The sequence below is a fragment of the Halomonas sp. GD1P12 genome (assembly GCF_025725645.1).
GTDB lineage: Bacteria > Pseudomonadota > Gammaproteobacteria > Pseudomonadales > Halomonadaceae > Vreelandella.
The window spans coordinates 1,137,558-1,164,097 of sequence record NZ_CP107007.1; the positions used below are offsets into that span (position 1 = coordinate 1,137,558).

Annotated in this window: 23 protein-coding genes and 7 tRNA genes; 22 read left to right on the top strand and 8 right to left on the bottom strand. The window is 61.1% G+C overall.

Annotated elements, in window-relative coordinates; all coding sequences use genetic code 11:
- The first annotated feature begins 150 nt into the window (after nucleotides 1-150).
- Both OCT39_RS05290 and OCT39_RS05295 read left to right on the top strand, forming a co-directional pair.
- Nucleotides 151-4,971: an NAD-glutamate dehydrogenase gene (locus OCT39_RS05290; protein ID WP_263586643.1), complete on the top strand. Its 4,821-nt coding sequence runs from the start codon at nucleotides 151-153 to the stop codon at nucleotides 4,969-4,971.
- 182 nt (nucleotides 4,972-5,153) lie between these two features.
- Nucleotides 5,154-6,167 (top strand): quinone-dependent dihydroorotate dehydrogenase, encoded by a 1,014-nt coding sequence (locus OCT39_RS05295; RefSeq protein ID WP_263586644.1) that lies wholly within the window; start codon nucleotides 5,154-5,156, stop codon nucleotides 6,165-6,167.
- Between the two features lie 108 nt (nucleotides 6,168-6,275).
- Here OCT39_RS05295 and rmf read toward each other — a convergent pair whose 3' ends face one another.
- On the bottom strand, nucleotides 6,276-6,485 hold the full coding sequence (gene rmf, locus OCT39_RS05300; RefSeq protein ID WP_227388219.1) for a ribosome modulation factor: 210 nt from the start codon (nucleotides 6,483-6,485) through the stop codon (nucleotides 6,276-6,278).
- Between the two features lie 345 nt (nucleotides 6,486-6,830).
- On the opposite strand from rmf, the gene rlmKL reads away from it, so the two are divergent.
- The gene (rlmKL, locus tag OCT39_RS05305; protein WP_263587295.1) at nucleotides 6,831-9,044 is read left to right on the top strand and encodes a bifunctional 23S rRNA (guanine(2069)-N(7))-methyltransferase RlmK/23S rRNA (guanine(2445)-N(2))-methyltransferase RlmL; all 2,214 of its coding nucleotides are present in this window, start codon (nucleotides 6,831-6,833) and stop codon (nucleotides 9,042-9,044) included.
- Nucleotides 9,045-9,051: 7 nt separating this feature from the next.
- Here rlmKL and OCT39_RS05310 read toward each other — a convergent pair whose 3' ends face one another.
- Nucleotides 9,052-9,333, bottom strand: a complete 282-nt coding sequence (locus OCT39_RS05310; protein ID WP_263586645.1) for a hypothetical protein — start codon at nucleotides 9,331-9,333, stop codon at nucleotides 9,052-9,054.
- Between the two features lie 92 nt (nucleotides 9,334-9,425).
- Here OCT39_RS05310 and pdxB point away from each other — a divergent pair, with 92 nt between their 5' ends.
- From pdxB to OCT39_RS05325, 3 genes are all read left to right on the top strand, one after another.
- Complete coding sequence (gene pdxB / locus OCT39_RS05315; protein ID WP_263586646.1) at nucleotides 9,426-10,574, top strand: 4-phosphoerythronate dehydrogenase PdxB; 1,149 nt, start codon at nucleotides 9,426-9,428, stop codon at nucleotides 10,572-10,574.
- A gap of 91 nt (nucleotides 10,575-10,665) precedes the next feature.
- Nucleotides 10,666-11,763 (top strand): cobalamin-independent methionine synthase II family protein, encoded by a 1,098-nt coding sequence (locus OCT39_RS05320; protein ID WP_263586647.1) that lies wholly within the window; start codon nucleotides 10,666-10,668, stop codon nucleotides 11,761-11,763.
- Nucleotides 11,756-12,703, top strand: coding sequence for a diguanylate cyclase (locus OCT39_RS05325; RefSeq protein WP_263586648.1), 948 nt, complete (start codon nucleotides 11,756-11,758; stop codon nucleotides 12,701-12,703). Before OCT39_RS05320 ends, OCT39_RS05325 begins: the two co-directional genes overlap by 8 nt.
- A 100-nt stretch (nucleotides 12,704-12,803) precedes the next feature.
- On the opposite strand, the gene htpX is transcribed toward OCT39_RS05325, so the two are convergent.
- The 4 genes from htpX to msrB form a co-directional block, all read right to left on the bottom strand.
- Nucleotides 12,804-13,706: a protease HtpX gene (htpX, locus tag OCT39_RS05330; protein ID WP_263586649.1), complete on the bottom strand. Its 903-nt coding sequence runs from the start codon at nucleotides 13,704-13,706 to the stop codon at nucleotides 12,804-12,806.
- Between the two features lie 78 nt (nucleotides 13,707-13,784).
- On the bottom strand, nucleotides 13,785-15,047 hold the full coding sequence (locus OCT39_RS05335) for a pyridoxal phosphate-dependent aminotransferase (RefSeq protein WP_263586650.1): 1,263 nt from the start codon (nucleotides 15,045-15,047) through the stop codon (nucleotides 13,785-13,787).
- Nucleotides 15,048-15,107: 60 nt separating this feature from the next.
- The gene (gene ylqF, locus OCT39_RS05340) at nucleotides 15,108-16,109 is read right to left on the bottom strand and encodes a ribosome biogenesis GTPase YlqF (RefSeq protein WP_263586651.1); all 1,002 of its coding nucleotides are present in this window, start codon (nucleotides 16,107-16,109) and stop codon (nucleotides 15,108-15,110) included.
- Between the two features lie 114 nt (nucleotides 16,110-16,223).
- A complete protein-coding gene (gene msrB / locus OCT39_RS05345; protein WP_263586652.1) occupies nucleotides 16,224-16,622 on the bottom strand; it encodes a peptide-methionine (R)-S-oxide reductase MsrB in 399 nt (132 codons plus the stop codon).
- 324 nt (nucleotides 16,623-16,946) lie between these two features.
- Between msrB and OCT39_RS05350 the strand changes: the two genes are divergently transcribed.
- From OCT39_RS05350 to OCT39_RS05425, 16 genes are all read left to right on the top strand, one after another.
- Nucleotides 16,947-17,022, top strand: a tRNA-Glu gene (locus tag OCT39_RS05350).
- A 23-nt stretch (nucleotides 17,023-17,045) separates the two neighbouring features.
- Nucleotides 17,046-17,120, top strand: a tRNA-Gly gene (locus tag OCT39_RS05355).
- Nucleotides 17,121-17,126: 6 nt separating this feature from the next.
- Nucleotides 17,127-17,202, top strand: a tRNA-Glu gene (locus OCT39_RS05360).
- A 22-nt stretch (nucleotides 17,203-17,224) separates the two neighbouring features.
- A tRNA-Gly gene (locus tag OCT39_RS05365) sits at nucleotides 17,225-17,299 on the top strand.
- Nucleotides 17,300-17,305: 6 nt separating this feature from the next.
- Nucleotides 17,306-17,381, top strand: a tRNA-Glu gene (locus OCT39_RS05370).
- A 22-nt stretch (nucleotides 17,382-17,403) separates the two neighbouring features.
- Nucleotides 17,404-17,478: transfer RNA gene (locus OCT39_RS05375), tRNA-Gly, on the top strand.
- A 166-nt stretch (nucleotides 17,479-17,644) separates the two neighbouring features.
- Nucleotides 17,645-18,607 carry an ABC transporter ATP-binding protein gene (locus OCT39_RS05380; protein ID WP_263586653.1) on the top strand — a complete coding sequence of 321 codons (963 nt, stop codon included), beginning with the start codon at nucleotides 17,645-17,647 and terminating at the stop codon, nucleotides 18,605-18,607.
- The gene (locus tag OCT39_RS05385; protein ID WP_263586654.1) at nucleotides 18,604-19,377 is read left to right on the top strand and encodes an ABC transporter permease; all 774 of its coding nucleotides are present in this window, start codon (nucleotides 18,604-18,606) and stop codon (nucleotides 19,375-19,377) included. The genes OCT39_RS05380 and OCT39_RS05385 overlap by 4 nt, the downstream gene beginning before the upstream one ends.
- Before the next feature lie 10 nt (nucleotides 19,378-19,387).
- Complete coding sequence (gene queF / locus OCT39_RS05390) at nucleotides 19,388-20,221, top strand: NADPH-dependent 7-cyano-7-deazaguanine reductase QueF (RefSeq protein ID WP_263586655.1); 834 nt, start codon at nucleotides 19,388-19,390, stop codon at nucleotides 20,219-20,221.
- A 56-nt stretch (nucleotides 20,222-20,277) separates the two neighbouring features.
- Nucleotides 20,278-20,838 (top strand): nitroreductase family protein, encoded by a 561-nt coding sequence (locus OCT39_RS05395; protein ID WP_263586656.1) that lies wholly within the window; start codon nucleotides 20,278-20,280, stop codon nucleotides 20,836-20,838.
- Between the two features lie 22 nt (nucleotides 20,839-20,860).
- Nucleotides 20,861-21,364, top strand: coding sequence for a thioesterase domain-containing protein (locus tag OCT39_RS05400; RefSeq protein WP_263586657.1), 504 nt, complete (start codon nucleotides 20,861-20,863; stop codon nucleotides 21,362-21,364).
- Between the two features lie 92 nt (nucleotides 21,365-21,456).
- Nucleotides 21,457-21,544: transfer RNA gene (locus OCT39_RS05405), tRNA-Ser, on the top strand.
- A 186-nt stretch (nucleotides 21,545-21,730) separates the two neighbouring features.
- On the top strand, nucleotides 21,731-22,054 hold the full coding sequence (locus OCT39_RS05410; RefSeq protein ID WP_263586658.1) for a hypothetical protein: 324 nt from the start codon (nucleotides 21,731-21,733) through the stop codon (nucleotides 22,052-22,054).
- Between the two features lie 360 nt (nucleotides 22,055-22,414).
- Nucleotides 22,415-23,848 carry a DNA (cytosine-5-)-methyltransferase gene (dcm, locus tag OCT39_RS05415; RefSeq protein ID WP_263586659.1) on the top strand — a complete coding sequence of 478 codons (1,434 nt, stop codon included), beginning with the start codon at nucleotides 22,415-22,417 and terminating at the stop codon, nucleotides 23,846-23,848.
- A 79-nt stretch (nucleotides 23,849-23,927) separates the two neighbouring features.
- Nucleotides 23,928-24,386 (top strand): very short patch repair endonuclease, encoded by a 459-nt coding sequence (locus OCT39_RS05420; protein ID WP_263586660.1) that lies wholly within the window; start codon nucleotides 23,928-23,930, stop codon nucleotides 24,384-24,386.
- A 170-nt stretch (nucleotides 24,387-24,556) separates the two neighbouring features.
- Nucleotides 24,557-24,829 (top strand): hypothetical protein, encoded by a 273-nt coding sequence (locus OCT39_RS05425; RefSeq protein ID WP_263586661.1) that lies wholly within the window; start codon nucleotides 24,557-24,559, stop codon nucleotides 24,827-24,829.
- An 85-nt stretch (nucleotides 24,830-24,914) separates the two neighbouring features.
- Here OCT39_RS05425 and luxS read toward each other — a convergent pair whose 3' ends face one another.
- Together luxS and OCT39_RS05435 are read right to left on the bottom strand one after the other, a co-directional pair.
- Entirely contained in the window at nucleotides 24,915-25,439 is a 525-nt protein-coding gene (gene luxS / locus OCT39_RS05430) for an S-ribosylhomocysteine lyase (protein ID WP_263586662.1), read from the bottom strand.
- 351 nt (nucleotides 25,440-25,790) lie between these two features.
- Nucleotides 25,791-25,943 carry a metallothionein gene (locus tag OCT39_RS05435; protein WP_252109172.1) on the bottom strand — a complete coding sequence of 51 codons (153 nt, stop codon included), beginning with the start codon at nucleotides 25,941-25,943 and terminating at the stop codon, nucleotides 25,791-25,793.
- Nucleotides 25,944-26,540: the final 597 nt, after the last annotated feature.

The following is a 26,540-nucleotide window of genomic DNA, read 5'->3' on the forward strand; positions in this document are numbered from 1 at the left end:
TGACCTTGATGCCAGTACGGCATACTCCATAAGCAAGTTGGCAGATGGTTAGAGAGGAGCGAGCTGCTACAGTAAGCTAACGGAAATCGTGGCCCCAAGGCCGATTATTGTTCGTTTTGGCCCCACCGGCCCAGGCAATCGAGGTGATGGATGCACAACGTTGCGAGTGATGAGAGTCGACAAGATCTTTTGAAACAGCTGCAGGAGCGCCTGGAAGCGCGGCTGGAGCCGGACCGGGCGGCGTGTATCGAAGCGTTCGCCCGCCACTTTTACGCCACCGTCCCGGTGGAGGATCTTGTCGACCGCCGTCTCGACGATCTCTACGGCGCCACGCTATCGATCTGGCAGTTTTTGCTGCACCACGACCCGCAAAGCCCGAAGGTGCGCATTTTCAACCCGGATTTTGAAGAGGACGGCTGGCAGTCGCACCACACCTTCGTGGCGGTGCTGCACGAAGACATGCCGTTTCTGGTCGATTCGGTGCGCATCGAGCTCAACCGCCGGGGCTTGACCGTTCACGCGATTCAAAACGCCGTGTTCGCCGTGGACCGCGACGACCGTCATCGCCTCGAGACCTTGACCACGCCGCGCGACGAGAACGCCCCGGAGGCGCGAGAGTCGCTGATCGTCATCGAAGTGGATCGTCAGACCGACCCACAGGCGCTGTCGAATATGGAGGAGAAGCTTCACAACGTGCTGCGCGACGTGCGCACCGCGGTGGAAGACTTCGACCCGATGTGCAATCAGATCACCTCGGCCATTCAGGAGCTCGAGAAAAACTGCCCGCCGCAGCTCGATCCGGACGACCACGAAGAGGCCATCGCATTTCTCGAGTGGCTCTTGAAAGACAACTTTACCTTTTTGGGCTACGACGAGTACTACCTGAAGGACGGCGAGCTCGAGCGCGATCCCAATAGTGTGCTGGGCGTTTTTCGCCTGAACCAGACGCGCTACCGCGAGCGCATCCGTACCGAAGAGGGCGTCGACGAAAGTGGCTTCGTGCTGGTACCGCAACTTCTGTCGTTTGCCAAGAGCGCGCACCATAGCCGCGTACATCGCCCTACCTACCCGGACTACATCACCGTCGACCGCTACGACGACGACGGCAACGTGATCGGCGAGCGGCGTTTTTTCGGCCTGTTCACCGCCACGGTGTACAACGAATCGCCGCGCAACATCCCGCTATTGCGTCGCAAGCTCAAGGCGGTGATGGATATTGCGGGCTTCAACCCGCGCGGCCATAACGGCAAGCAGCTGCTGCAGATTCTGGAAGTCTTCCCGCGCGACGATCTTTTCCAGATCGACACCGAGCAGCTTGCCGAGACGGCACTGGGGATTCTCAATATCCGCGAGCGCCGTCAGGTGCGCCTGTTCATCCGCACCGACGTGAGCGGCAAGTTCTATTCGTGCCTGGTGTTCGTGCCGCGGGACGTATTCTCCACCGACCTACGTCAGCGCATCCAAACCATGCTGTGCGACGAGCTCGACGCCCGCTTTGGCGATTTCAACACCTACCTCTCCGAGTCGGTGCTGGCGCGCATCCAGCTCATTTTGCGCTTCAAGGGCGACTCGCCCACGCCCTACGATTTGAAACGGCTCGAGAACAAGGTGTCGAGGCTTTCGCGCAGCTGGCGCGACGAGCTTTTTGACGCCATGAGCGAGGGCTTTGGCGAAGAGCGCACCAACGAGCTGATGGAGCGGTTCCAGCATGCGTTTTCGGCAAGTTACCGCGAGGACTTCAACGCCCGCACCGCGGTGTTCGACATCCAGCACCTGCTGACGCTTCGCGACGACAAAAAGCTGTCGCTGTCGCTCTACCGGCCGATGGAAGAGCAGGTCGGCGGCATGAACCTGAAGCTCTATCATCGCGACAGTCAGATTCCGCTCTCTGACGTGCTGCCGATGATGGAAAATCTTGGCCTGCGCGTGCAGGGCGAGCGCCCTTACGATATCGCAAGCCCCCACGCGCGCTACTGGATCCATGACTTCGAACTCGAGCATTCGCGCACCGGGGTCGACATGAGCCAGATGCGCGATATTTTCAGCGAAGCGTTCCAGCGCATCTGGGCAGGCCAGGCAGACAACGACAGCTTCAACCGGCTGGTGCTCGGCGCCGGGCTCGACTGGCGCGAAGTCGCGATGCTTCGCGGCTACGCGCGCTATCTCAAGCAGATTCGCTTTGGCATGTCCCAGGACTACATCGCCACCACGCTTGCCAACTACCCGTTGATCACCCAGAGCCTGGTCGAGTTGTTCCAGCAGCGCTTCGACCCCGAGGTCGAGTCTCACGACACCCAAGCGTGCGAAGAGCGCCTGAACGAGCATCTCGACGGCGTGGCGAGTCTCAGCGACGACCAGCTGTTGCGCCGCTTGATGGAGCTGATCAAGGCGACGCTTCGCACCAACTACTATCAGCGAACCGAGCAGGGCGAATTCAAGGATTACATCGCCTACAAGCTCGAACCCACGAAAGTGACCGGCATTCCCAAGCCGCGACCGATGTTCGAAATTTTCATGTGTTCGCCGCGGGTCGAGGGTGTTCATCTGCGCGGCGGCAAGGTCGCGCGCGGCGGGCTGCGCTGGTCCGAGCGCCTCGAGGATTACCGCACTGAGGTGCTGGGGCTGATGAAGGCGCAGCAGGTCAAGAACTCGGTGATCGTGCCGGTCGGCGCCAAGGGCGGTTTCGTCTGCAAGCGCATGCCGGAAAACGCCGACCGCGAAACCGTGCAGAACGAGGGCATCGCCTGCTATCAGATCTTCATCCGCGCGCTGCTGGACGTGACCGATAATCTCGAAGGAAGCGAAGTGGTGCCGCCGCAGAACGTGGTGCGCCACGACGAGGACGATACGTATCTGGTAGTAGCAGCGGACAAGGGCACGGCGTCGTTTTCCGACTACGCCAACGCGATCTCACTGGAGTATGGCCACTGGTTGGGCGATGCCTTCGCCTCGGGCGGCGCCAACGGCTACGACCACAAGAAGATGGCGATCACCGCGCGCGGTGCCTGGGAGTCGGTCAAGCGTCACTTCAAGAACCTGGATCTCGACACCCAGCGCGACCCCTTCACCGTGGTCGGTGTCGGCGACATGGCCGGCGACGTGTTTGGCAACGGCATGCTGCTATCCGACAAGATCCAGCTGGTCGGGGCGTTCAATCATCTGCACGTCTTCGTCGACCCCAATCCGGATACCGACGCCTCTTTTGCCGAGCGCAAGCGAATGTTCGACATGGGCCGTTCGAGCTGGGAAGACTATAGCCAGGAGCTGATCTCCCAGGGCGGCGGCGTGTTCAGCCGCAGCGCGAAGTCGATCACGATCACCCCGGAAATGGCTGAGGTCTTCGATATCGAGGCCGACAAGCTCTCGCCTAACGAGCTCATCAACGCCATGCTCAAGGCGAAGGTCGATCTGATCTGGAACGGTGGTATCGGCACCTACGTCAAGGGCTCCGAGGAGACCGACGCCGACGTGGGCGACAAGGCCAACGATGGGCTTCGCATCAACGGTAATGAGCTCAACTGCCGCGTGGTGGGCGAGGGCGGCAACCTTGGTTTGACCCAGCGCGGGCGCATGGAAGCCGCGGCAAAAGGCGTGCGCGTCTACACCGACTTCATCGACAACGCCGGCGGCGTGAACTGCTCGGATCACGAGGTCAACATCAAGATCCTGATCGACGAGGTGGTCAAGCGCGGCGACATGACCGAGAAGCAGCGCAACGAGCTGCTCGCCGAGATGACCGATGAGGTCGGCGAGCTCGTGGTTCTGGACAACTACCGTCAGACCCAGTCGATCGACCTGTCTGAAATGCTCTCCCGCCAGGGCTCCGGGCCGTACCGGCGCTTTATCAGCGAGCTCGAAAGCGCCGGTCAGATCGACCGTGAACTCGAGTTTTTGCCCTCGGACGAAGTGCTCAAGGAGCGCGCCAGCAATAACGAAGGCATGCGCCTGCCCGAGCTATCGGTGCTGACGTCTTATGCGAAAAGCACGCTCAAGGGGGATCTGATCGAGTCCAACGTGCCGGACGATCCTTACATCGACCGCCACCTCGAGCGGCTGTTTCCCTCCGTTTTGGTCGAGCGCTACCAGAAGGAAATGTACGAGCACCGTCTGAAGCGTGAAATCGTCGCCACCCAGGTCGCCAACGATCTGGTGGATCACATGGGCGTGGTGTTCATTCGCCGGCTGATCGACTCTACCGGCGCGGGCCGCGCGGACATTACCCGCGCCTACGTGATTGCCCGCGACGCCTTCAACTTCAATGAGCTGTGGGGCCAGATCGAGGCGCTGGACAACCAGGTTCCCAACCGCGTTCAGTACTCGATGATGCTCGATTTGATGCGCCTGATCCGCCGCGCGACGCGCTGGTTCGTGCGCCTGCACATGGGGCTCTCCACCCAGGATGCGATCGAATACTTCCGTCCGCGGCTTTCGCAGCTTCAGGAGAGCATCGGCGAGCTTCTAAGCGGCGAGGAGCAAACGCAGTGGCTCAAGCGCCGCGACGAGCTCGTCGAGCAGGGTGTACCGGAAACACTGGCCTCGACCGTGGCCGGCGCGCCCAATCTTTACGGCGGGCTTGGGATCATCTTCGCCGCGCGCAGCACCAACGAAAAGCCCCAGCGCGTGGCCGAGGTATTCCACGAAATCGGCAGCCGCCTGGAGCTGCCCTGGATGACGCGTCAGGTGACACAGCTCGAGGTGCGCGATGCCTGGCAGGCCCAGGCGCGGGAAACCTTCCGTGACGACATCGACCGCCAGCAGCTGGCGCTGACCATCAGCGTACTCAACATGGACGCCGGCAGCCGCGATACCCAGGAGCTGGTGGATGAGTGGCTCAAGCAGCACGCGGACCTTCACCGCCGCTGGCGCCGTTTGATCGAAGAGGTGAGCGGCGGCACCGAGGGCGGCTTTGCGCTCTTTGCCGTGGCCGTACGCGAACTCGTCGATCTGGCCGAAAGCGGTAGCGAAGGCTAGGCGGTCCACTCGCTTGACCCGGCGCGCCCCGCTTTGCGGGGCGCGCTTTTTTGTGGGCAGATGCCGCGTTGTGATGCATGGCCTCGGCGCATTTCTGCGACACCCACCGCTTTAAGGTATACTCCCGCCCGATTCTGTTGCCTACGCTATCGCCACCCTTCGATGAATGCCCGGAGCCCTCGATGTATCAGCTCACTCGCTCGCTGCTGTTTCGCCTCGACCCTGAAACCGCGCATGGCCTTACCCTCACCGCGTTGGACAAGCTCTATCAAGCGGGCGGCGTCGAGCGGCTATATGGGCCCGCAGTGAGCGATCCGGTAGAGCTGATGGGGCTCAGGTTCGCCAACCGCGTGGGGCTGGCCGCGGGGCTCGATAAAAACGCCGATCACCTGGATGCACTGGGCGCGCTCGGCTTTGGTTTTGTCGAGGTGGGTACGGTGACGCCCAAACCCCAGCCGGGCAACGACAAGCCGCGCCTGTTTCGCCTCGCCAAGCATGGCGCCATCATCAATCGCTTCGGGTTCAACAACAAGGGCGTGCTGCACCTGGTCGAGCAGGTCAAAAAGCGCCGCTATGCGGGGCTGGTCGGCATCAATATCGGCAAGAACCTCACGACGTCGGTGGACGGGGCGCTGGGCGATTACCTGACGTGCCTGGAGGCAGTGCATGGCGTGGCGGACTATGTGACGGTGAACGTCTCTTCGCCCAATACGCCGGGGCTTCGAACGCTGCAGTTCGGCGACCAGCTCGATGCGCTGCTTGGGCCTCTTCGCGAGCGCGCCAATGAACTGGATGCGCAAACCGGGCGCCGGGTGCCGCTTTTGATCAAGATCGCCCCGGACATGAGCGATGAGGAGATCGCGCTGGTCGCTCAAAGCATTACACGTAACGCTTTTGACGGCGTTATTGCGACCAATACCACCGTCGAGCGCAGCGCGGTGAAAGGTCACGTTCACGCCGAGGAGGCGGGCGGGCTTTCGGGGCGGCCGGTGTTCGAACCCTCGAACCGGATCATTCGCGCGCTGCGCGCGCACTTGCCGGGCTTGCCCATCATCGGGGTCGGCGGCATCGATAGCCCTAAAAAGGCGCAGGAAAAGCTCGCTGCCGGCGCGGATCTCGTGCAGCTCTACTCCGGGCTCATTTATGAAGGCCCCAAACTCGTGAGTGGCTGCGCCAGGGCGCTTGCGAAGGGGTAAGGGGTAAGGTGTAAAGTCTCGCGGTCAGGCACGAAAAAGCCCGCTTGAAAACAGGCGGGCTTGGTCGGTTAAATCTGGTTTTGAAGGTTCGTTTGAAAAACGTCCGGGTCAGGTCATGACCATCGGGTTTTTATGGATACCGGAGACGCCCGTCATGCCGTCCCACTGATCACCGCGACCTTCACGCCAACCGCTCATCCAGTACTCGCGTAAATTGATGTCCTGGCTTGGGCAATCGTCACGAGAGCGACCCGTGACACCCGCTTTGTAACCGTGAACGTATGCCCGCTGGAAGCGATCACGCTTTTGTCGTTTCATTGGCTGACCTCTCTTATGAAAGCCTTGAGTATGAAGCGGCTAACCGGCGCGATGAAAAAAACCGGAAGCAGCCTCGGAGCTTACTTCAAGAGCGAGTAGGTTCCGGGCCACGGGTTCGGCACTCACGTGCATAACGACCCGGAACAACTCGACAAGCCAAGGGTTTGCGTCGACGCAAAGGTTGGTCGTTCGGCGTCAAACCCTGACAATGTACGCATGCGTTTAAGTAGCTACTCTCTTATTGTTAGCCCATGATATGGTCCCTTGTCGACCCCCAAATTGTCATCGAACGTAAACACATTTGCCATATACAGGAATTTCGCGCGGTTACGCGCGCCGATGCTTATGACCGAGCCCAGCCAGAACGCCTCGCTAGAGTTTTTAGCCACCTGCCCCAGAGGCATCGAAAGTCTTCTGCTCGATGAGCTTTTGGCGCTGGGCGCCCGTCCGGACAAGGCCACGGTGGCCGGGGTCTACTTCAGCGCCGATCTCGAAACCGCTTACCGCGCCTGTCTCTGGTCGCGGCTGGCCAACCGAGTCGTACTCGTGATCAAGCGCGCGACGATGGTACAGAGCGCCGCCGAGCTCTACAGTGCTGCGCTCGGCGTGAGCTGGCCGTCGCACGTTAGCGCCGGTAACACCCTGGCGGTCGATTTTCACGGGCGCAGCGACCAGATTCGCCACACCCGCTTTGGCGCGCAAACGGTCAAGGACGCGGTAGTGGATTCGCTGGCGCTGGCGGGGTTGCCGCGCCCGGACATCGACACCAAAACGCCGGATCTGCGCCTTTACGCCCATCTTCATCGGGCGAATTTGACCCTGGGGGTCGATCTTTCCGGCGACAGCCTGCACCGGCGCGGCTATCGCAAGGAGGTCGGTCACGCGCCGCTCAAGGAAAACCTGGCCGCTGCGCTTTTAGTGCGGGCGGGTTGGCTTGAGCGCACCAAGCAAGGGGAGGCGCTGGTCGACCCGCTTTGCGGCTCGGGCACACTGTTGATCGAGGCGGCCCTGATGGCCGCCGATCAGGCTCCCAACCTGCATCGCCCGCGTTTTGGCTTCGAAGGCTGGGCGGGCCACGACGTCGCTATCTGGCAGGAGCTCAAGCGTGAAGCCCAGGCGCGCGCCTCGATCGGGCGAAAACGCTGCAAGACCACGCTCTACGGCTTCGATCAGAGCCCGGCGGCAATCTCCTCGGCCCGGGCCAATGCCATGCGCGCCGGCGTGCCCGCGCTGATCGAGCTGGCCGGGCAGAGTCTGTCACAGCTCACCCGGCCCGAGGCGCTCGATCAGTCGCGCGGCCTGATCATCACCAACCCGCCGTATGGTGAGCGCTTGGGCGAACTTCCGGAGCTTGTCGGCCTGTACGCCACGCTTGGCGACAAGGCGCGCGCGCTCTTTCCTGGCTGGACGCTGGCGGTGTTTACCGGCAACCCGGATCTGGGCCATCGCCTCGGGCTTCGCGCCCACAAGCAGTACGCGCTGAAAAACGCCGCGCTCGACGCCAAGCTGCTGCTGATGGAGATCGACGCGACGCCTCAGGCGAGCGAAAGCGATGAGCGTATCGAGCAAGGGGAGAGCCAACCCGCCGCGCAGGCGGTAAGCGGCGAGCGCCAGGTCTCGGAGAACGCCCAAATGTTCGCCAACCGGCTGGCCAAGAACCAGAAGCGCTTGAAGAAGTGGCTCAAGCAGAGCGGAGAGACCTGCTACCGGATATACGATGCGGACATGCCCGAGTTCGCGCTGGCCGTCGACCGCTATGGCGACAAGGTGCACGTGCAGGAGTACGCCGCGCCGAAGTCGATCAACGCCGGCCAGGCGCAAAAGCGCCTGTTCGATGCGCTCGAAGTGCTGCCCGAGGCGCTCGGCGTGCATTCAAGCGCCATCTACATCAAGCGCCGCGAGCGCCAGGTTGGCAACGCCCAGTACCAAAAGCGCGGTGCCAGCGGTGAGCGTTTCGAGGTGCGCGAGGGCGATGCCCGGCTGTGGGTCAACCTGCGTGACTACCTGGACACCGGGCTTTTTCTGGATCACCGCCCGGTGCGGCGTATGCTCGGCGAGCTGGCTCAGGGGAAGCGCTTTTTGAACCTGTTCTGCTACACCGCGACCGCCACGGTACAGGCCGCGCTCGGCGGGGCGAGCGACAGCGTCAGCGTGGACATGTCCAACACCTATCTGGAGTGGGCCAAGGACAATTTCGCGCTCAACGATCTCGACCAGCGCCGCCACCGGGTAGTGCGCGAGGACTGCTTTCGCTGGCTCGAGCGCGCCGATACCCAGTTCGATCTGATCTTCATGGACCCGCCGACCTTCTCCAACTCGAAGAAGATGCGCGACACCCTGGACGTGCAGCGCGACCACCCGCGCTTGATCGAACTCGCGATGGCGCGGCTGGCCCCCGGCGGCACGCTGGTGTTTTCCAACAACCAGCGCCGCTTCAAGCTCGACGAAGCGCTCACCGAGCGCTATCTGGTGGAAGAGATCACCGCTAACACCTTCGACCCGGATTTTCAGCGGCGAACGAATCTGCACCACGTCTTCACGCTGCGCCACCGGGTCTAAAACGGCGTTAGAGCGCGTCCAGAAGCGATAGCTGGCGCATCGCGTCCTGAGCTTCCGGGGTGTGGTCGTCGGCTTCCAGCACTTTATCGAACCCGCGCGAGGCCTGGATGGTGGCCTCGTCGTCGAGCCACATTTGCGCCTGTTCGCGGGTATCGGCCAACTGATGTTTCAGCCCGCCGAACTGAGTGCCGATCTGCCCCCAGGCGCGGCTGAAGATCCAGTCGCCGAACATGTCCTGGTGAATATGCACCAGCACATAGTCATGGTCGGTTTCCCAGCGTACGATCACTATGGTCTCCTCAAAACCTGTTCTCCTTGAATACGTCCTGTCACGCCTCGCGCGCCTCCAACGTATTGTAAAGCCCGGATATTGAAACGCCTATGAAACTCGTCATCGATGCGAACATTCCCGCCGCCGACACCTGCTTTGGTCACCTGGGCGATATCCTGCGTCGCCCCGGTCGCGAGATCAGCGCCCAGGACGTAAGCGATGCCGACGCGCTGATCGTGCGCTCGGTCACCCAGGTCGATGCGGCGCTGCTCCAAAAGAGCCCGGTGCGCTTCGTGGGAAGCTGCACCATCGGCGTGGATCACGTCGACCTCGACTTTCTGGACGAGCGCGGCATCGGCTTTGCCAGTGCCCCGGGCTGTAACGCCGAGGCGGTGGTGGACTACGTGCTGGCAAGCCTTTTGACGTTGGCCGAGCAGGGCGGCTGGTCGCTGTTCGAGCGCACCGTTGGAATCGTGGGCGCGGGCAACGTCGGCGGGCGGCTCAGGGCGCGCCTCAAGGCGCTTGGGCTGGCGGTACTGGTGTGCGACCCACCGCGGGCCGAGCGCGAGGGGGCCGAAGGCTTCGTCGCGCTCGATGAGCTCATCGAGCGCTGTGACGTGCTCTGCCTGCACACGCCGCTGGTACGCGAAGGCGAGCATGCAACCCGCCATCTGCTCAACGCCGAGCGGCTCGCGGCGCTTGCGCCCAACACGGTGCTGATCAATGCCGGGCGCGGCGACTGTGTGGATGGCCAAGCGCTGGATGAGCGCCTGGCGGCGCGCGGTGATCTCGAGGCCGTGCTGGACGTGTGGGAGAGTGAGCCTGCCATCGATGCCGGCTTGTTCGAGCGGGTCGCGCTTGGCACACCCCACATTGCCGGCCACAGCCTGGATGGCAAGCTGCGCGGCACCTTCATGATTCAACAAGCGCTGACGCAAACGCTAAACCTGCCCGAAGGGCCGTCATTTTCCAGCCTTTGCCCAGCGCCTGCATTGAGAGCGGTGCATTTACAAGGTGCGCTGCCCGTCGAGGATGCGCTACGTTTATGTATGAGAGCGGTCTACGACGTGCGCCGCGATAGGCAGGCGCTCAAACGAGAGTGCCGCCAGCGCGGACCGGCGGCCGGTTTCGATGACTGCCGAACGAACTATCCGCTGCGCCGTGAGTTCGCCACCCTGGAGGTTCAGTTGTCGGGCGATGCGCGCTCACTCGAAGCTGTGCTGTCTGGGGCGGGCTTCAGCGCCCGATGCATCGAGTAGGCGCCATAGCGGCGAGCGCGATAGATAACGCTTGCACGGGCCCGGCAGGTTGTTTTATATCGAACAAACTACCCGACGAGGACCGCACGTCATGGATAAACGAATCACGATCCTGCCGACCGAGGCCATCGGAAGCCTTCCCCGTACACAAGCGCTGATGCAGGCCCAGCGCGAGTACAATGCGGGCCAGCTGGATTGGGCAGCCATGCAGGCTCTTTTTGATGAAGCGGTAAAGCAAACCATGAGCGAGCTGGAAGCCACCGGCTCGCCGATCATCACCGACGGCGAACAGCGCAAGACCCATGGCTTTGCCACCTATCTGGTCGAGGGCGGTCACAACTTCGCCCCGGACGGTCTCGAAATTCCCTTCAGCGATGGCCACGTGCGCCGCCTGCCGCGGCTGGTATCCGGCCCGTTTCGCTACGCACTCTCTGCCGCCGACACGCTCGTAAAAGCGAGGCACTACACGAAACTGCCCATGAAGCAGGCGATCATCTCGGCTTCGGCGGTGAGCCTTTTTTACCCCTCCGAGCCAATCGAGGGCTACAGCCGCGCTCAGTTTCTCGAGGATTTGATCGACGAGCAGGAGAAAGAGATCCGCGGCTGCTTCGTCGCGGGGGCCGACAAGGTGCAGATCGACTTTACCGAGGGCAGGCTGGCGCTCAAGCTCGACCCCAGCGGCAGCGTGCTCGATAGCTTCATCGAACTCAATAACCGGGTGCTGGCACGGCTCACCGAGGAAGAGCGCCAGCGTATCGGTGTTCACACCTGCCCAGGCGCTGACCACGACGCCACTCATAGCGCCGATGTCGACTACGCGGAGCTGTTGCCGAGTTTGTTCGAGCTCAAGGCCGGCAGTTTCTACATCGCCATGGCCGGCGAGGCGGACCCGGAGCGCGGACTCAAAATCGTTGCGCGCTATTTAAAGCCTTGGCAGCGCGCCTTTATCGGCGTGATCGATGTCAACGACCCGCGTATCGAAACCCCCGAAGAGGTGTGTGAGCGCGTGCTGCAGGCGGCTCGCTTCATCCCGCTCGAGCAGTTGGGTACCACCGACGACTGCGGTTTTTCACCGTTTTGCGACGATGTTTCCACCTCGCGGGAAACCGCGCTGGCCAAGATTCGCGCGCGCATAGAAGGAACGAAGCTGGCGCTCGAACGGCTGCACGCCGGCGCCCTGCATGAATAGAGATCCAGCGCCCCTTCAGAGCATGGCTGTCTTCGATGCCCAGCAGCGTCTGGTCGACTGGAACGCCGGGTTTGCCGAGGAGTTCGCCGATGCCGCGACGCTTCTCAACCCGGGCGTGAGCGCCACGGCGATTCTTGAGGCTTGCCTGTTGCCTGAACGGGCGCTGGATCTTTCCTGGCTCGACGCGCAGGCACTGCCACCGGAATTCGAGTACATCAATGGCCGGCGCTCGCTAACGGTCACCCAGTTACCTGGCGTCAATGGTCACGTCATTCGCTTGGCCCGTACCCACGAGCCCGCGCCGCCACTTCACTCTGGCATGCTCGAAGAGAGCGCCGATCGGCTGCGCTCGGCGGCGCTGCAAATTTCCACGGCGGTATTGCGCCGCCGCGAGCAGGAGCATCAGCGTCTTCACGAACTGGCCCTCAAGGACGGGCTCACTAGCGTTGCAAACCGTCGCTATTTCAATGAGCGGCTGGACCAGGAGTGGCGGCGCTGTCGTCAGGACCAGCTATCGCTGTCGATGTTTTTTCTCGATATCGACTTTTTCAAGCGCTACAACGATCACTACGGCCATGTAAGCGGCGACGAGTGCCTGAAGGCCATCGCCGACCTGCTCAAACAACATATTCACCGCCCCCGGGATCTGGTCGCGCGCTACGGCGGCGAGGAGTTCATCTGCCTGCTGCCGGGCACGGATCTATTCGACGCAACGCGCAAGGCGCTCGAGCTCGAAGCCGCCGTTCGCGCGCTGGCGCTGCCCCACAGCACCTCGGATGTCGCGCCGGTAGTGACGATCAGCCTGGGCGTTGCCAGCACGCGCTGTGTGACCGGCGACGACCCGTCGGTACTGATCAAGGCGGCCGATCAGTTACTTTACGAGGCCAAGGCGGCCGGGCGAGGGTGCGTGCGTTCGGCGCTGTATACGCTGGTCACGTGAGCATTCAAGGGCATGAAAAAGCGAGGCGCCCTGAACCGGCTGGTCCAGGGCGCCTCGCGATCGCGTAGCAAGTGTTTTTAAAAGGGCTGGATATAAGCGCTTATTGGCGATAGGCCGCTTCCTTCAACGCGCGAATGCGCTCATCCAGCGGCGGGTGGCTGGCAAAGAGTTTCTCCAGAAGCGAGCGGGTCTGGCCCTTGGTGATCGCCATGGCGCGCATGGTGTCGGGCATTTGATCCGGCATCTCGGTTTCGGCTTTCAAACGCGCCAACGCATTGACCATGGCGTTGGTGCCCGCAAGCCTGGCGCCGGCTTCATCGGCGCGATACTCGCGAAAGCGCGAAAACCAGGCGACGATGGCCGAGGCGATGATGCCAAAGACGATCTCCGCGACCATGACCACCGCAAAGTAGCCCATGAACCCAAGCCCGCCTTCGCTGCCGCGGCTTTTCAGGAAGCCGTCGAGCAGGTGCGCCACGGCCCGGGCGAAGAACATGACGAAGGTGTTGACCACGCCCTGAATCAGCGCCAGCGTCACCATGTCGCCGTTGGCCACGTGACCGATTTCGTGGGCCAGTACCGCGCGTACCTCGTCCGGGCGCATGCGGTTGAGTAGCCCCGCCGATACCGCGACCAGCGCATCGTTTTTGTTCCAGCCGGTGGCGAAGGCGTTGGACTGCTGCGCCGGAAAGATACCGACTTCCGGCGTCTTGATGCCCGCCTCGCGGGAAAGCTCGGCCACGGTGTCCACCAGCCACTGTTCGGTGGAATTGGAGGGCGCCTCGATCAGCACGGTGCCGGTGGAGCGCTTGGCCAGCCACTTCGACATGAACAGCGAGATCATCGAGCCCGCCATGCCAATGATGAAGCAGAACAGCAAAAGGCCGGTGAAGTTGATGCCCTGACTTCGTAAATAGCCTTCCACGCCAAACAGGCGCAGCGTAAAGCTTGCTACCAGCACCACTGCAAGGTTGGTGGCCAGAAACAGCAGAATACGCATCATCGTAGTGATCTCCTTCAGGATTTTAAACGGTTGACGTTCAGCGGTTAGAGTCGGTTATCGCGCGCCAGTTTCCAGCGTCTACTGACGATAGCGGGATAAAAAGTTGGCGAACCGATCCAGCGCGTCGCCAAGCTGATCCGCCCAGGGCAGGGTGACGATCCGCACGTGGTCGGTATCCGGGGCGTTGAAGGCGCTGCCCTGTACCAGCAGGATTTTCTCCTGCAGCAGCAGATCCAGCACCAGCTGCTGATCATCCTTGATGTTGAAGATCGCCGGGTCCAGCCGCGGAAAGGCGTAGAGCGCGCCCTTGGGTGTGACGCAGGATACCCCGGGAATGGCGTTGAGCTTTTCCACGGTGATGTCGCGCTGGGCCAGAAGTCGCCCGCCGGGCAGCACCAGATCGTTGATCGACTGATAGCCGCCGAGCGCCGTTTGAATGGCGTGCTGAGCCGGCACGTTGGCGCACAGACGCATCGAGGCGAGCATGGTCAGGCCCTGTATGTAGTCCCGCGCCCGCTTTTTGGCCAGCGTGCCGGAAATGGTCATCCAGCCGGAGCGAAAGCCGGCGCAGCGGTAGCTCTTGGACAGCCCGTTCATGGTGATCACGAGCTGGTCGTCATCGGCAAGCGCGCCGGTGGCGGTGTGCTCGACGCCGTCGTAAAGGATCTTGTCGTAGATTTCATCGGAAAATACGACCAGCTGGTGCTCCTGGGCGACCTTTAACACCTGGCGAACCACCTCCGGCGGGTAGACGGCGCCGGTCGGGTTGTTGGGGTTGATCAGCACGATCGCCCGCGTGCGGCTGGTGACTTTGGCGCGAATGTCGTCGATGTCCGGTGCCCAGTCGGCCTGCTCGTCGCAGCGGTAGTGAACGCCGTGGCCGCCGGACAGGTGCGCCGCGGCGGTCCAGAGCGGGTAGTCCGGTGCGGGAATCAGCACTTCGTCGCCGTCGTTCAAAAGTGCCTGCATGCACATCACGATCAGCTCGGAAACGCCGTTGCCGATATAGATGTCCTCGATGCCCACACCGGGAATCTCCTTGCGCTGGCACTCCTGCATGATCGCCTTGCGCGCCGAGTAGAGCCCCTTGGAGTCACAATAGCCCTGAGCGGTGGGCAGGTTGCGCATCACGTCCTGAAGAATCTCTTCGGGCGCTTCGAACCCGAAGGGGGCGGGGTTACCGATGTTGAGCTTCAGAATGCGTTGACCTTCGTCCTCCAGCCGTTTGGCGTGCTCGAGAACGGGGCCGCGAATGTCATAGCAGACGTTGTGCAGCTTGTTCGATTTCTTGAGCGGCTGCGGCTCTGTGAGCGATGAGTCTACGGGGTGCGTCGTGTCCATGAAGTGTCCCAGAGTACCTTGGTTGGTCGGGTTATTGGTCAACGGGGTCGATCGGCGAAGTCACTGGTCATTATGCGCGTGGGGGCCTGCGCTGTCTGCGCCCAATTCGGCGTTATCGGCGGGCGTCTCACCTGCATCGATCTCGTCCGCCGGGGCGGGGATGTCGTCCGGGGTTTCCAGCGTAATGCGCCCGAGTTTGCCGTCGCGAAGCTCGTGCAGCAGTACCTCGCTTCCGCGGTGCCAGTCCACCTCGCCGCCGGGGCGCAGGCCGCCGCGCTTGGCGGCGATCTCCTTGAGGATCGCGTGGCCGTCGAAGCCCGCCAGGGCGAGAAAGTCCGGGCGCGTGGGGCCGTCGGCGTCGACGCTCTGAGGCGTTGGGAGCGCCTCGTAAACCGGCAGCGCCTTGAGCTTGTAGCGGCTCTTGAGCGCCTCGGGATAGCGTTTGGCGAGCTCGGCGCAGGCGACGATCGCCACGTCCACGTACTCGATGGCGGTGTCGCGAATGGCGCCGCTGGCGGCCAGCCGGTAGGCGCTCGCCTGATCCTCGATCTTGGGCCACAGTACCCCGGGCGTGTCGATCAGCGCCACGCGCCCGTCGATGCGCACCTTCTGCTGGCGCTTGGTGACCGCCGGCTCGTTACCGGTCTTGGCGATCTTGCGCCCGGCCAGGCCGTTGATCAGCGTGGATTTACCCACGTTGGGAATGCCCATCACCATCACGCGCACGTCGCGGTCCGCGCGCACCGCGCCGGCAAGCTCGTGGCAGAGCTTGGGGATCTTCTTGAGTTCGCGGCTCTGGGTGGTGGTCACCGCCAGCGCTCGGGTGTCGGGTTGGGCATCGAAATGCGCGACCCATTCGCTGGTGCGCGTCGGGTCGGCCAGATCCGCCCGGGTCAGAATCTTCAAAACCGGCTTGTGGCGGGTCAACTCGGCCAGCATCGGGTTGGCGCTGGAGTAGGGCAGACGCCCATCGAGCACCTCGATGACCACGTCGATTTCCGGCAGCGCCTCCTTGATCTGGCGGCGGGCCTTGTTCATGTGTCCGGGAAACCAGCCGAGCATGGAACTCTCCTGAAAGCGCAATCAAAGGGCAAAAAAAACGGGCTGCCATTCTATCAGAATGCCAGCCCGCGAGTGCGCGACTCATGTGGATGCGCCCGAAAACCGGGGGCGCCATTACTCGTTGGGGTGAAACTCCAGCGACACCGAATTTATACAGTAGCGAAGCCCGGTGGTGTCCGGCGGCCCATCCGGGAAGACGTGGCCCAGATGGGCATCGCAATGCGAGCAGACGACCTCGGTACGGGTCATGCCGTGGCTCGTATCGCTGTGCTCCTCGACGCTGTGGCTCCCCAGCGGCCGGTCGAAGCTTGGCCAGCCGCAGCCAGCCTCGAACTTGTGCTCGTTTTCAAACAGCGGGGCATGACAGCAGACGCAGTGATAAATGCCCTGTTCGTCGCTGACCTGATAGTCGCCGGTGAACGGACGCTCGGTGCCTTTTTCCCGCGCCACGCGGTACTGCTCGGCGCTGAGCTCGCTGCGCCACTGCTCCGGCGTTTTTTCGATCTTGGCCATGGGCGCCTCCTTGATGGCGTGTGTCGGTAAAGCGTTGGTTCTTCAAAGCGATAGGTATCGCTTGGACTACTCATGACGGCATAGGGTTCAGTTTAGGCGATAAGCGCGGCTTTACCCAACCGGCGCACGGTGAGCGGCCAGTGGCTTGTAACAAGCGCCGCGCCTGCGATGGGAAGAAGGGAAGAAACAAAGAAGGGCGGCGGCGCTGTACGCCAGCTCGATACTCGGGTCGAGCGTAAGTAAAATCACAAACTGAAAATCAGTGGCTTGACATCAAAAGGCCCTCTGAGTAATATACGCGCCACCTCGACGAGGCAATGAAACGTCCCATTCGTCTAGTGGTCCAGGACACCGCCCTTTCACGGCGGTAACAGGGGTTCGAACCCCCTATGGGACGCCACTTCATCGTCAAGGTATCGGAGTGCGGGAATAGCTCAGTGGTAGAGCATCGCCTTGCCAAGGCGAGGGTCGAGAGTTCGAATCTCTTTTCCCGCTCCATAACGTGTCCCATTCGTCTAGTGGTCCAGGACACCGCCCTTTCACGGCGGTAACAGGGGTTCGAACCCCCTATGGGACGCCACTCCGAACGCGAAAATTGATAAGCGGGAATAGCTCAGTGGTAGAGCATCGCCTTGCCAAGGCGAGGGTCGAGAGTTCGAATCTCTTTTCCCGCTCCATAACGTGTCCCATTCGTCTAGTGGTCTAGGACACCGCCCTTTCACGGCGGTAACAGGGGTTCGAACCCCCTATGGGACGCCAATTTCGCGCCTTCCAGTACTAAGCGGGAATAGCTCAGTGGTAGAGCATCGCCTTGCCAAGGCGAGGGTCGAGAGTTCGAATCTCTTTTCCCGCTCCAATTTTTTACCCCCTACTTTTCGATCGGTTCGCTATTACACGGTAGCGACGGTTTTGCCGTTTCCGATTTTCAGGCGTGCCCAGCCGTTAGCTTGAAAACGATCCCGACTGCCCCCATCTATGGGCGTTCTATACTGTTTATCCTCTTTTGCTGACAGGACATGTTCATGGCCGAACCGGCATTGTCTATCCGTGGCCTTACCAAAGTGTACGGCAACGGCTTTCACGCCCTGAAGGGTATCGATCTCGACGTCCAGCAGGGCGATTTTTTTGCGCTGTTGGGGCCCAACGGAGCGGGGAAGTCGACCACCCTGGGGGTGGTGTGCTCGCTGGTGCAAAAAACCGAAGGCAAGGTCTCCATCTTCGGTATCGACATCGACAAGGACTTCGCTAAAGCCAAATATCAGCTTGGCGTGGTGCCCCAGGAGTTCAATTTCAGCCAGTTCGAGAAAGTGCTGGATATCGTCATGGCCCAGGCGGGCTACTACGGCATGAAGCGCAGCGAGGCGCTTCCGCGGGCCAAACAGCTTCTCACCGACCTCGGCCTTTGGGACAAGCGAAACGGCAGCGCGCGCATGCTCTCCGGTGGCATGAAGCGGCGCCTGATGATTGCCCGCGCCCTGATGCACCGCCCGAAGCTCCTGATTCTCGACGAGCCCACCGCCGGCGTAGATATCGAGCTTAGACGCAGCATGTGGGAGTACATGCGTCGCCTCAATCGCGACGAGGGCACCACTATCATTTTGACCACGCACTACCTGGAAGAGGCCGAAAGCCTGTGTCGTAACATCGCCATCATCAATAATGGCGACATCGTGCGTAACACCAGCGTGCGTGAGCTGCTCGCCGAGCTCGACATCGAAACCTTTCTGCTCGACCTGGCCGAGCCGATCACCACCGTACCCGAAATCGAAGGCTTCGCGATCCAGCAGATCGAGCCGTCGCAGCTTTCGCTGGCGATCGAGCGGGGCCAAGAGCTCAACACCGTGTTCGAGGCGCTCAGCGCCCAGGGCATCAAGGTGGTGTCGATGCGCAACCGCGCCAACCGGCTCGAGGAAATGTTCGTGTCCATGGTCGAGCAGGGCCAGAAATCCATCGATGAGCCGAGCTCCAAGGAGACCTCCGCATGAACGCAACGCAAACCCTGGTGGCGCTCTGGACGCTGGTGATCAAGGAGGTCAAGCGCTTCACTCGGATCTGGCCGCAGACGCTCTTGCCGCCGTCGATCACCATGGCGATGTACTTCATCATCTTCGGCAACCTGATCGGTTCACGCATCGGCGCGATGGATGGCTTCAGCTACATGGACTTCATCGTGCCCGGCTTGATCATGATGTCGGTGATCACCAACAGCTACTCCAACGTCGCCTCGAGCTTCTTCTCCAACAAGTTTCAGCGCTCGGTCGAGGAGATGATGGTCTCGCCGATGCCCAACTGGGTGATCCTCTCCGGCTTCATTCTGGGCGGTATGGCGCGCGGGCTGGGCGTGGGGCTGATCGTCACGGTCGTGTCGCTGTTCTTTACCAGGCTTAGCCTCGAGCATCCGCTGTTGACCCTGCTGGTGGTCGTGCTGACCTCGGCGCTATTCTCCATCGGCGGCTTCATCAATGCGCTCTTGGCCAACAAGTTCGACGACATCTCGATCGTGCCGACCTTCGTATTGACGCCGCTGACCTATCTGGGCGGGGTGTTCTACTCGATCTCGATGCTGCCGGACTTCTGGCAGGGCGTATCGATGCTCAACCCGATCCTCTACATGGTGAACGTGTTCCGCTACGGCTTTCTGGGCGTGTCGGACATTCCCGTGGGCTGGGCGCTGGCCGCCGTGTTCGCGTTCATCGTCGTGCTGTTCACCGTCGCGCTGTTCATGCTCGAGCGCGGTCGCGGCATTCGCAGTTAAGGAGTCTGTCATGGCACACCGCCCCGATACTCTGGAACACGCGCCCCTGGGGCGCGATTCCGCCTACCCGGAGCAGTATGACGCGGCGCTGCTCTTCCCCATTGCCCGCGCCGCCAACCGGGCGCCGCTGGGCATCGAGGAGGGCGCGCTGCCCTTCATCGGCGAGGACGAGTGGCACGCCTTCGAAGTGTCCTGGCTCAATGGTCGTGGCAAGCCCGTCGTGGCGGTGGCGCGCTTCACGCTGCCGGCAAGCTCGCCGAACCTGATCGAATCCAAATCCTGGAAGCTCTACCTCAATAGCTTCAATCAGACGCGCTTTGAAAACATCGACGCGGTGCGAGGCGTTTTGAAAGAGGACCTTTCCCGTGTGGCCGGTGCCGCGGTAGGCGTCGAGCTTTTCGACGTGGACGATGCCGCCCTCGACTCGGTGCGCCTGCCCGGCGAATGCCTGGACGCGCTTGATATCGCCGTCGACGACTACACCCCGAGCGCGGATCATCTAAGTGCCGATGGCGAAGTCATCGAGGAAACCCTCTACTCGCACCTGCTGAAATCCAACTGCCCGGTCACCGGCCAGCCGGATTGGGGTAGCGTGATGATTCGCTACAAGGGCAAAAAGATCGACCGTGAAGGGCTGCTGCGCTATTTGATCGGCTTTCGCCAGCACCAGGATTTTCACGAGCACTGCGTCGAGCACATCTTTACCGATATGATGCAGCGCGCCGATCCCGAGGAGCTTCTGGTGCTGGCGCGCTACGTACGCCGGGGCGGGCTCGATATCAGCCCCTGGCGGGCCACGAAGGGAATGGCGCCGCCGGGGTCGCTGCGTCTGGCAAGACAGTAAGGCGTTGCGCTAAAGTAGAGCGCTCACCACAGGCCGGCTTAATCAAAGGACGCAGAATGGATGCACTGACGCTTCTTCACGAACGGAGCTCCATGGGCAAGCTCACCGAGCCCGCGCCCAGCGCCGAGCAGCTCGAAGCGCTTTACCAGGCGGCGCTGCGCGCGCCGGATCACAAGGAGCTGCGCCCCTGGCGTTTCATCGAGTTCAGCGGGGAAGGACGCGAGCGCCTCGGCGAGCTGTTCGCCGAAGCGGAGTTCCAGGAAGACCCCAGCGCGTCTGATGATACGCTCAACGCCGCGCGCCAGAAGCCGCTTCGCGCGCCGATGATCATCGCGGTCATCGCCCGCGTGACGCCGGAGCTTCCCAAGGTACCCAAGATGGAGCAGGTCATCTCCGCTGGCTGCGCCGCCCACGGCATTCTGCTGGCCGCCCACGCGCTGGGGCTGGGCGCCATGTGGCGAAGCGGCAAGTACGCGTTCGACCCGGTCGTGCGCAAGGGGCTGAGTCTCGAAGAGGACGATGAGGTCGTCGCGTTCATCTACCTGGGCAGTTTGGGCGGGCGCCACAAGCCGCTGGCCCGCCACGATGTCAGCGACTTCGTCGAGCGCTGGAACTAACCCGATACGTCGAGGAGGTCGCATGGCCACGTCTCGCGAGCCCGGTACGCCATTCCCACGCTTGTCACTTCCCGAAAAGGGGGAGGAGGACCTGGACGCCTTTCAGCGCTGGCTGACCCAAGCGATCCCCATGGTGGACGCCCTCGGTCTCAAAAGAATGAGTCAGAACAACGGCCATCTGGTGTGGGAGCTTGCGCTTGCGCCCTCGCTCAACGACAAGGGCACCGGTTTTGGCGGTGCGCTGACCGCCCAAACTACGCTGCTGGGCTGGTGCTGGACCACGCTCTGGCTTCGCCAGCAGGGCCTGGCGCGCGACGTGGTGGTCGCCGAGGCCTCCCAGCGCTTTCTGGCCCCGGTCACTCACGACTACCGGCTGATATGCAAACCCGAAGACCCTCGGGGCCCGGATGATCTCGCAAGCCGCCTCGAAACCCGTGGAAAGGGCCGTATTACGCTGGTGCAGGCGCTCTACTGCCACGACGTTCTCTGTCTGGAGGCCCGCGGTACCTACGCCGTTTTGAGCTGAATGCGGAAAAGACTTGCTATTTAATACCTTAACCCCTAAAATACGCGCCGTTCTGTTGGGAAAGGCAACGCCCGGACCGATAGACAAAATGCGGAGGGGTGTCCGAGTGGTCGAAGGAGCACGCCTGGAAAGTGTGTAAGTCGAAAGGCTTCGAGGGTTCGAATCCCTCCCCCTCCGCCACCGAATATGAAAAGGGGAATCAAGCATCAGCTTGGTTCCCCTTTTTCGTTTCTGGTTTTTAAGCATTTTCCCGGCATGGCTAAAGAGCAGGGTGCTTTGGTTAATCTTTTTATGCTCTTTTCCTGGCTACCAGTGCCTCGCCTCATGCTGATGCAATAATTGTGTAGATCGATACAGGGAGAGCGAATGGTCATTAAAACCGTACTCGCGTTATCCACGTTGGTCCTATCAAACCTGGCCATGGCTGCCGATATACCGCGCTTTAAAGTTGAGGCCATTTGCAAGGAAATTTCTGGCAATAGCCACGAGATGTATGATTTTTGTATTGAGCAGGAGCAAAAGTCCTATGACCAACTGCGCGATAACGCCGAATCGATCGACCCGCGCACGATGCGCTATTGCACCGAGGGCGCTGGCGATAGCTATGAGGTGCTGCTGTTTTGTGTAGAAGATGAAACCAGCGATGACGCCGAGCCCTACAGTCACCCGAAATCCTTCAGCTTCGACTAACTAGCGAAAGGACTGCCTCGCGAAAGGTGGCGCGAGCAAGCGCGACTTGCCGCCAGACGATCTGCAATCGATGAGCGCCCGCCATGCAGGACGGGCGCAGTTGCCTGGTGTTGTCGTCCGTACCGGCGAGAACGGTTTTGCGCAGTGCCACGGGTTTCATTCCAATAGGCTTTCACACCGCTGTAGGCATCGTCATCGGTGACGCTGGCGATGCACAATGGAAAGCTTTTGGTTCTGCCTTCGGTTGGACTTCGGTAGAGCACTTCGACAGCAGTGCCACATTCCTTGGTACCCCTCGCGATCCCCTCCCAATCCGCATACAATCCCTCATCTCGTCACACCTTTGACCCAGAGAGTTTCATGGCCCTTTCTTTCGATACCGATAACGCTGCCGGCGCGGATGAATCGCCCTACGCCGAATTTGGCGAGCACGCGCTGCTGGAAAAGCTGCTGGAAATTTATGACCAGCGGGCGATCGCTGAAGCGCTTTCGGAAGTGGAGCCGGGGCGCTGGTGTCGGGAAACCGTCAACCGCTGGGCGAAGGGGAAGGCGAGCCCAAGTGTGACGCCGGCCGCGCGTCAACGCATGATCGCCATGCTGCCCGCGCCCAAGCCAAACGATATTAAACCGGCGTTTCGCTTTGTGGATCTGTTCGCCGGTATCGGCGGGATTCGCAAAGGGTTCGAGGCGATTGGCGGGGAGTGCGTACTGACCTCGGAGTGGAACAAGTACGCGGTGCGCACCTACAAGGCCAACCACTTTTGCGATCCGCTCAAACATCGCTTCAACGAGGACATTCGCGAGCTGACTCTGAGTGCGGATCTCTCCGTGGACGAAGAGGCGGCTTACCGCCATATCGACCGCCACGTACCGGACCACGATGTGCTGCTGGCGGGCTTTCCCTGCCAGCCGTTTTCGCTGGCGGGCGTATCGAAGAAGAACTCGCTGGGGCGCAAGCACGGGTTCGAGTGCGACGCTCAGGGCACGCTCTTTTTCGACGTGGCGCGCATTCTCGCGGCCAAGCGGCCGGCGGCCTTCGTGCTGGAGAACGTCAAGAACCTCAAGAGCCACGACCAGGGCAAGACCTTTCGCGTAATCTGCGAAGCACTTGACGAGCTGGGTTACGAGGTGGCCGATGTCGATGCGCCGAAAGGGCGCGATCCAAAAGTGATCGATGCCAGGCACTTCGTTCCGCAGCACCGAGAGCGCATCGTGCTGGTCGGCTTTCGCCGCGACCTGAACGTTCACGAAGGCTTCAGCCTGAAAGAGATCGCCAACCTCTACCCGGATCAACCGTCGAGCTTTGGCGAGCTGCTCGATGCCGAGGTCAACGATAAGTACGTGCTCACGCCCAAACTCTGGGAGTACCTCTACAAGTACGCCCAAAAGCATCGCGAAAAGGGCAACGGTTTCGGCTTTGGGCTGACGCGTGAGAATGATGTGGCCCGCACGCTCTCGGCGCGCTATCACAAGGATGGCTCGGAGATTCTGGTCGACCGCGGATTCGACGACGCCGAGGATTTTTACACTGATGCCAACCAGCGTAACCGGCCCAGGCGGCTCACGCCTCAGGAGTGCGCGCGGCTGATGGGGTTCGATGCGCCCGGCGAAAGCCGCTTCGTCATTCCGGTCTCCGATACCCAAGCGTATCGCCAGTTCGGCAACTCGGTGGTCGTGCCGGTGTTCGAAGCCGTTGCCCGGCTGATGAAACCGCGCCTTCTCGCCGCCGTTAACATAGAAGCAAACCGTCCAATACAGAAAGAGTCCCAACTCGAAACACCGCTGGCGCGCTAGCTTTTGCTAGAGGTCTGGCGCGGCGGTAAAGGTAGGCCGAGCGTGCTACGCTTTGAAGACCTTCCCGGCGGATACTCGCATGACCGACATCGTTGATCGTTCCACGCGTTCGAAAATGATGGCTTCCATCAAGGGCAAGAACACCGCGCCGGAGCGCTTCGTGCAGGCCGAGCTCGAACGGCGCCATATGTCCTTCGAGGCGCACTCGGTCGAGCTTCCCGGCAAGCCGGACGTGATCCTTCCGCTTTATCAGGTCGCACTTTTCGTCAACGGCTGCTTCTGGCACCGCCACCAGGGCTGCTTCTACGCCACCACGCCGGCCAGCCAGAAAACGTTCTGGCAGGAGAAACTGGGCGAAAACGTCGAGCGCGACGTGCGCAAGCGCGCCGAGCTCGAAGCGCTGGGTTGGCGGGTGATCGTCGTGTGGGAGTGCGGGGTCAAGCACTGCCCGGATCAGTTCGAGGAGGTGGTGGAGGCGATCGAAGGCGAGCTTACCCTGACCGAGTGGCCCGAGAAGCCGCCGCGAGTACGCGAGTGACCCGTGTCAGCGCCAACTTCATTACATGGATTAAACAACCGCCTTCATTTGTCTCGATCTGGCGCTGTGCCCGCGCTAAATCCCCCATCTTTGCTACCCTGATAGGGCTGTCGGCCATGGTCGGCGGCGGTAATGGAGCAACGACACTCATTGGATGATCGAGGTATTTCATGGCGGACTTTCAGCGTATCAATCTGAGCCTGGACCACTACAGCTGGGACGACATCCCGAGCAACGACCCGCGCGTGAGCGGCGAGCCGGAAGAGAGCACGACCTTCGACCCCAAACACGGAAGCGAAGTGCTCTATATGCTGAACATGGTGCTTTCCGCCTCGGCGCCGATCTCCGCGCTGCACAAGGGAGAGGAACTGATTCGCGATGAGCTGCCCGCCGGCTCGCAGGACCAGTTTGCGGTCAAGAAGTGGCTCGACGAGCGCCTCTAAACGATGTAAAGACAGGCAGCTCAAGCGCTGCCGGAAATGAAAAAGCCCCGCCATGGCGGGGCTTTTTAGTGTCCGGACGTACGCGTTATTTGACGTCGTTGCCCAGTGCCGACAAACGCTCTTCGCTCAGCGCGATATCCGCGTTCTTGTTCACGCCGATGCCCTGGTCGATGATGTTCTGGGCGATCTGCTTGGCATCGTCCAGCGAGTGCATCACGTAGGTGCCGCACTGGTATTCGTTGAGCTCGGGAATTTCGTCCATGCGGTTGAGTGCCAGCACATCGCGCATGGAGGCAAGCCAGGCCTCGCTGACGCGCTCTTCCGAGGGGCTTCCCAGAAGGCTCATGTAAAACCCGGTACGACAGCCCATGGGCGAAATGTCGATGATCTCGACGCCGTCGCCGTTCAGGTGGTTGCGCATGAAACCGGCGAACAGGTGCTCCAAGGTGTGGATGCCTTTTTCACCCATCATGTCTTCGTTGGGCTTGTTGAAGCGCAGATCGAACACGGTGATGGTGTCGCCAGAGGGAGACGTCATGGTCTTGGCAACGCGAACCGCCGGGGCGTTCATGATCGTGTGATCGACGGTAAAGCTATCGAGTAGTGGCATGGGAGCTCCTTGGTGTCATCGATGGGGCCGTTTGAAGTGGCGCCTGCCTCAAACAGGGATACAACGAGAGCGGGGCGCTTCGAGCGCCCCTTCGTCTCGTTCGATTTAGCGGTCTTAAAAAGGCAGCGCGCCGCTAAAGCCGATGCCCAGCACGGCAATGATGACGATGATAACAACGATGGCGGTGGTTGATGGCATTTTCTTTCCCTGATCCGTTGGTTAAACCCTCAAAGCTTAGTGCAAGGTGCCTGGTTACGCACGGCGCATTCCCTCGCGGTGCTTCGCTATACAAAAAGCGCCCGATCGTCGATGACGACCGGGCGCTCGGCTAACGCTACGCTTTAAGCGGCGTTAGCCGCACTGACAGTTATGGCCGCAGTCGGCGCTGCCGTCTGTGTGGCCAATGGCGCAGGACTGGCAACAAAAACGTTGACCATCTTTTTCGATGGACTCCGCGTTAACGGCGCACTCGCATTTGGGGCATGCACACTGTTGTTCAGACATAACGACCTCCTTGGTGGACACTCTTGAGCGTAGTGGTCTGATGCGGTGTTATGTAATTGCTATTTCCAGGAAAATTTCGATCCAGCCGATCAGGGCGCGGTGTTTGGGCTATCGTGAACGGGAAAGAGCTTTACGGTCGGTTTTGGAGCAGATACGAAAAAGCACCCTTAAAAAAAGGGTGCTTTTCCGTTGCCTCTGCTGGCCTTCCCTGTATTTTGCTTGCTCGTCCTGAGCTTCTCATTTCCTTGAGACGTAAACGCTCGATCCTGAGCTATTTTCATCCTTGAACGCTGGGTACTCATCCTGAGTACGTTCACTCCTTGAAGACTTCGTTCTTCCTGAACGGGCGATCCTTCGCGAAGCGGTTTCCTTACCGCGAACACTACAGACTATAGAACAACGCCAAGGCGTGTACAATATAAAATTATATTTTTATTGTACCTGCCTAGTACGTAAATGATTCCGGTGTAGAAAACCGGGCCTCTGTCCAAATTTTGCTCATATTTTGCGGCGTTATCGCTTTGCAGGCTAAAAAACCGGTGAATTTCGGCATTGGTTAACCCAGGATAAATCGTTTGCCCTCTATAGGGTCCACTG

What these genes read in the sequence shown, in the direction of transcription:
- OCT39_RS05400 (WP_263586657.1), top strand. Translation starts at nt 20,861, where the DNA reads ATGGCCACGTCTCGCGAGCCCGGTACGCCATTCCCACGCTTGTCACTT.
- OCT39_RS05295 (WP_263586644.1), top strand. Translation starts at nt 5,154, where the DNA reads ATGTATCAGCTCACTCGCTCGCTGCTGTTTCGCCTCGACCCTGAAACC.
- htpX (WP_263586649.1), bottom strand. Translation starts at nt 13,706, where the DNA reads ATGATGCGTATTCTGCTGTTTCTGGCCACCAACCTTGCAGTGGTGCTG.
- OCT39_RS05425 (WP_263586661.1), top strand. Translation starts at nt 24,557, where the DNA reads ATGGCGGACTTTCAGCGTATCAATCTGAGCCTGGACCACTACAGCTGG.
- OCT39_RS05420 (WP_263586660.1), top strand. Translation starts at nt 23,928, where the DNA reads ATGACCGACATCGTTGATCGTTCCACGCGTTCGAAAATGATGGCTTCC.
- OCT39_RS05385 (WP_263586654.1), top strand. Translation starts at nt 18,604, where the DNA reads ATGAACGCAACGCAAACCCTGGTGGCGCTCTGGACGCTGGTGATCAAG.
- OCT39_RS05325 (WP_263586648.1), top strand. Translation starts at nt 11,756, where the DNA reads ATGAATAGAGATCCAGCGCCCCTTCAGAGCATGGCTGTCTTCGATGCC.
- OCT39_RS05290 (WP_263586643.1), top strand. Translation starts at nt 151, where the DNA reads ATGCACAACGTTGCGAGTGATGAGAGTCGACAAGATCTTTTGAAACAG.
- luxS (WP_263586662.1), bottom strand. Translation starts at nt 25,439, where the DNA reads ATGCCACTACTCGATAGCTTTACCGTCGATCACACGATCATGAACGCC.
- pdxB (WP_263586646.1), top strand. Translation starts at nt 9,426, where the DNA reads ATGAAACTCGTCATCGATGCGAACATTCCCGCCGCCGACACCTGCTTT.
- OCT39_RS05395 (WP_263586656.1), top strand. Translation starts at nt 20,278, where the DNA reads ATGGATGCACTGACGCTTCTTCACGAACGGAGCTCCATGGGCAAGCTC.
- queF (WP_263586655.1), top strand. Translation starts at nt 19,388, where the DNA reads ATGGCACACCGCCCCGATACTCTGGAACACGCGCCCCTGGGGCGCGAT.
- rlmKL (WP_263587295.1), top strand. Translation starts at nt 6,831, where the DNA reads ATGACCGAGCCCAGCCAGAACGCCTCGCTAGAGTTTTTAGCCACCTGC.
- msrB (WP_263586652.1), bottom strand. Translation starts at nt 16,622, where the DNA reads ATGGCCAAGATCGAAAAAACGCCGGAGCAGTGGCGCAGCGAGCTCAGC.
- OCT39_RS05380 (WP_263586653.1), top strand. Translation starts at nt 17,645, where the DNA reads ATGGCCGAACCGGCATTGTCTATCCGTGGCCTTACCAAAGTGTACGGC.
- ylqF (WP_263586651.1), bottom strand. Translation starts at nt 16,109, where the DNA reads ATGCTCGGCTGGTTTCCCGGACACATGAACAAGGCCCGCCGCCAGATC.
- OCT39_RS05335 (WP_263586650.1), bottom strand. Translation starts at nt 15,047, where the DNA reads ATGGACACGACGCACCCCGTAGACTCATCGCTCACAGAGCCGCAGCCG.
- dcm (WP_263586659.1), top strand. Translation starts at nt 22,415, where the DNA reads ATGGCCCTTTCTTTCGATACCGATAACGCTGCCGGCGCGGATGAATCG.
- OCT39_RS05435 (WP_252109172.1), bottom strand. Translation starts at nt 25,943, where the DNA reads ATGTCTGAACAACAGTGTGCATGCCCCAAATGCGAGTGCGCCGTTAAC.
- OCT39_RS05410 (WP_263586658.1), top strand. Translation starts at nt 21,731, where the DNA reads ATGGTCATTAAAACCGTACTCGCGTTATCCACGTTGGTCCTATCAAAC.
- OCT39_RS05320 (WP_263586647.1), top strand. Translation starts at nt 10,666, where the DNA reads ATGGATAAACGAATCACGATCCTGCCGACCGAGGCCATCGGAAGCCTT.
- rmf (WP_227388219.1), bottom strand. Translation starts at nt 6,485, where the DNA reads ATGAAACGACAAAAGCGTGATCGCTTCCAGCGGGCATACGTTCACGGT.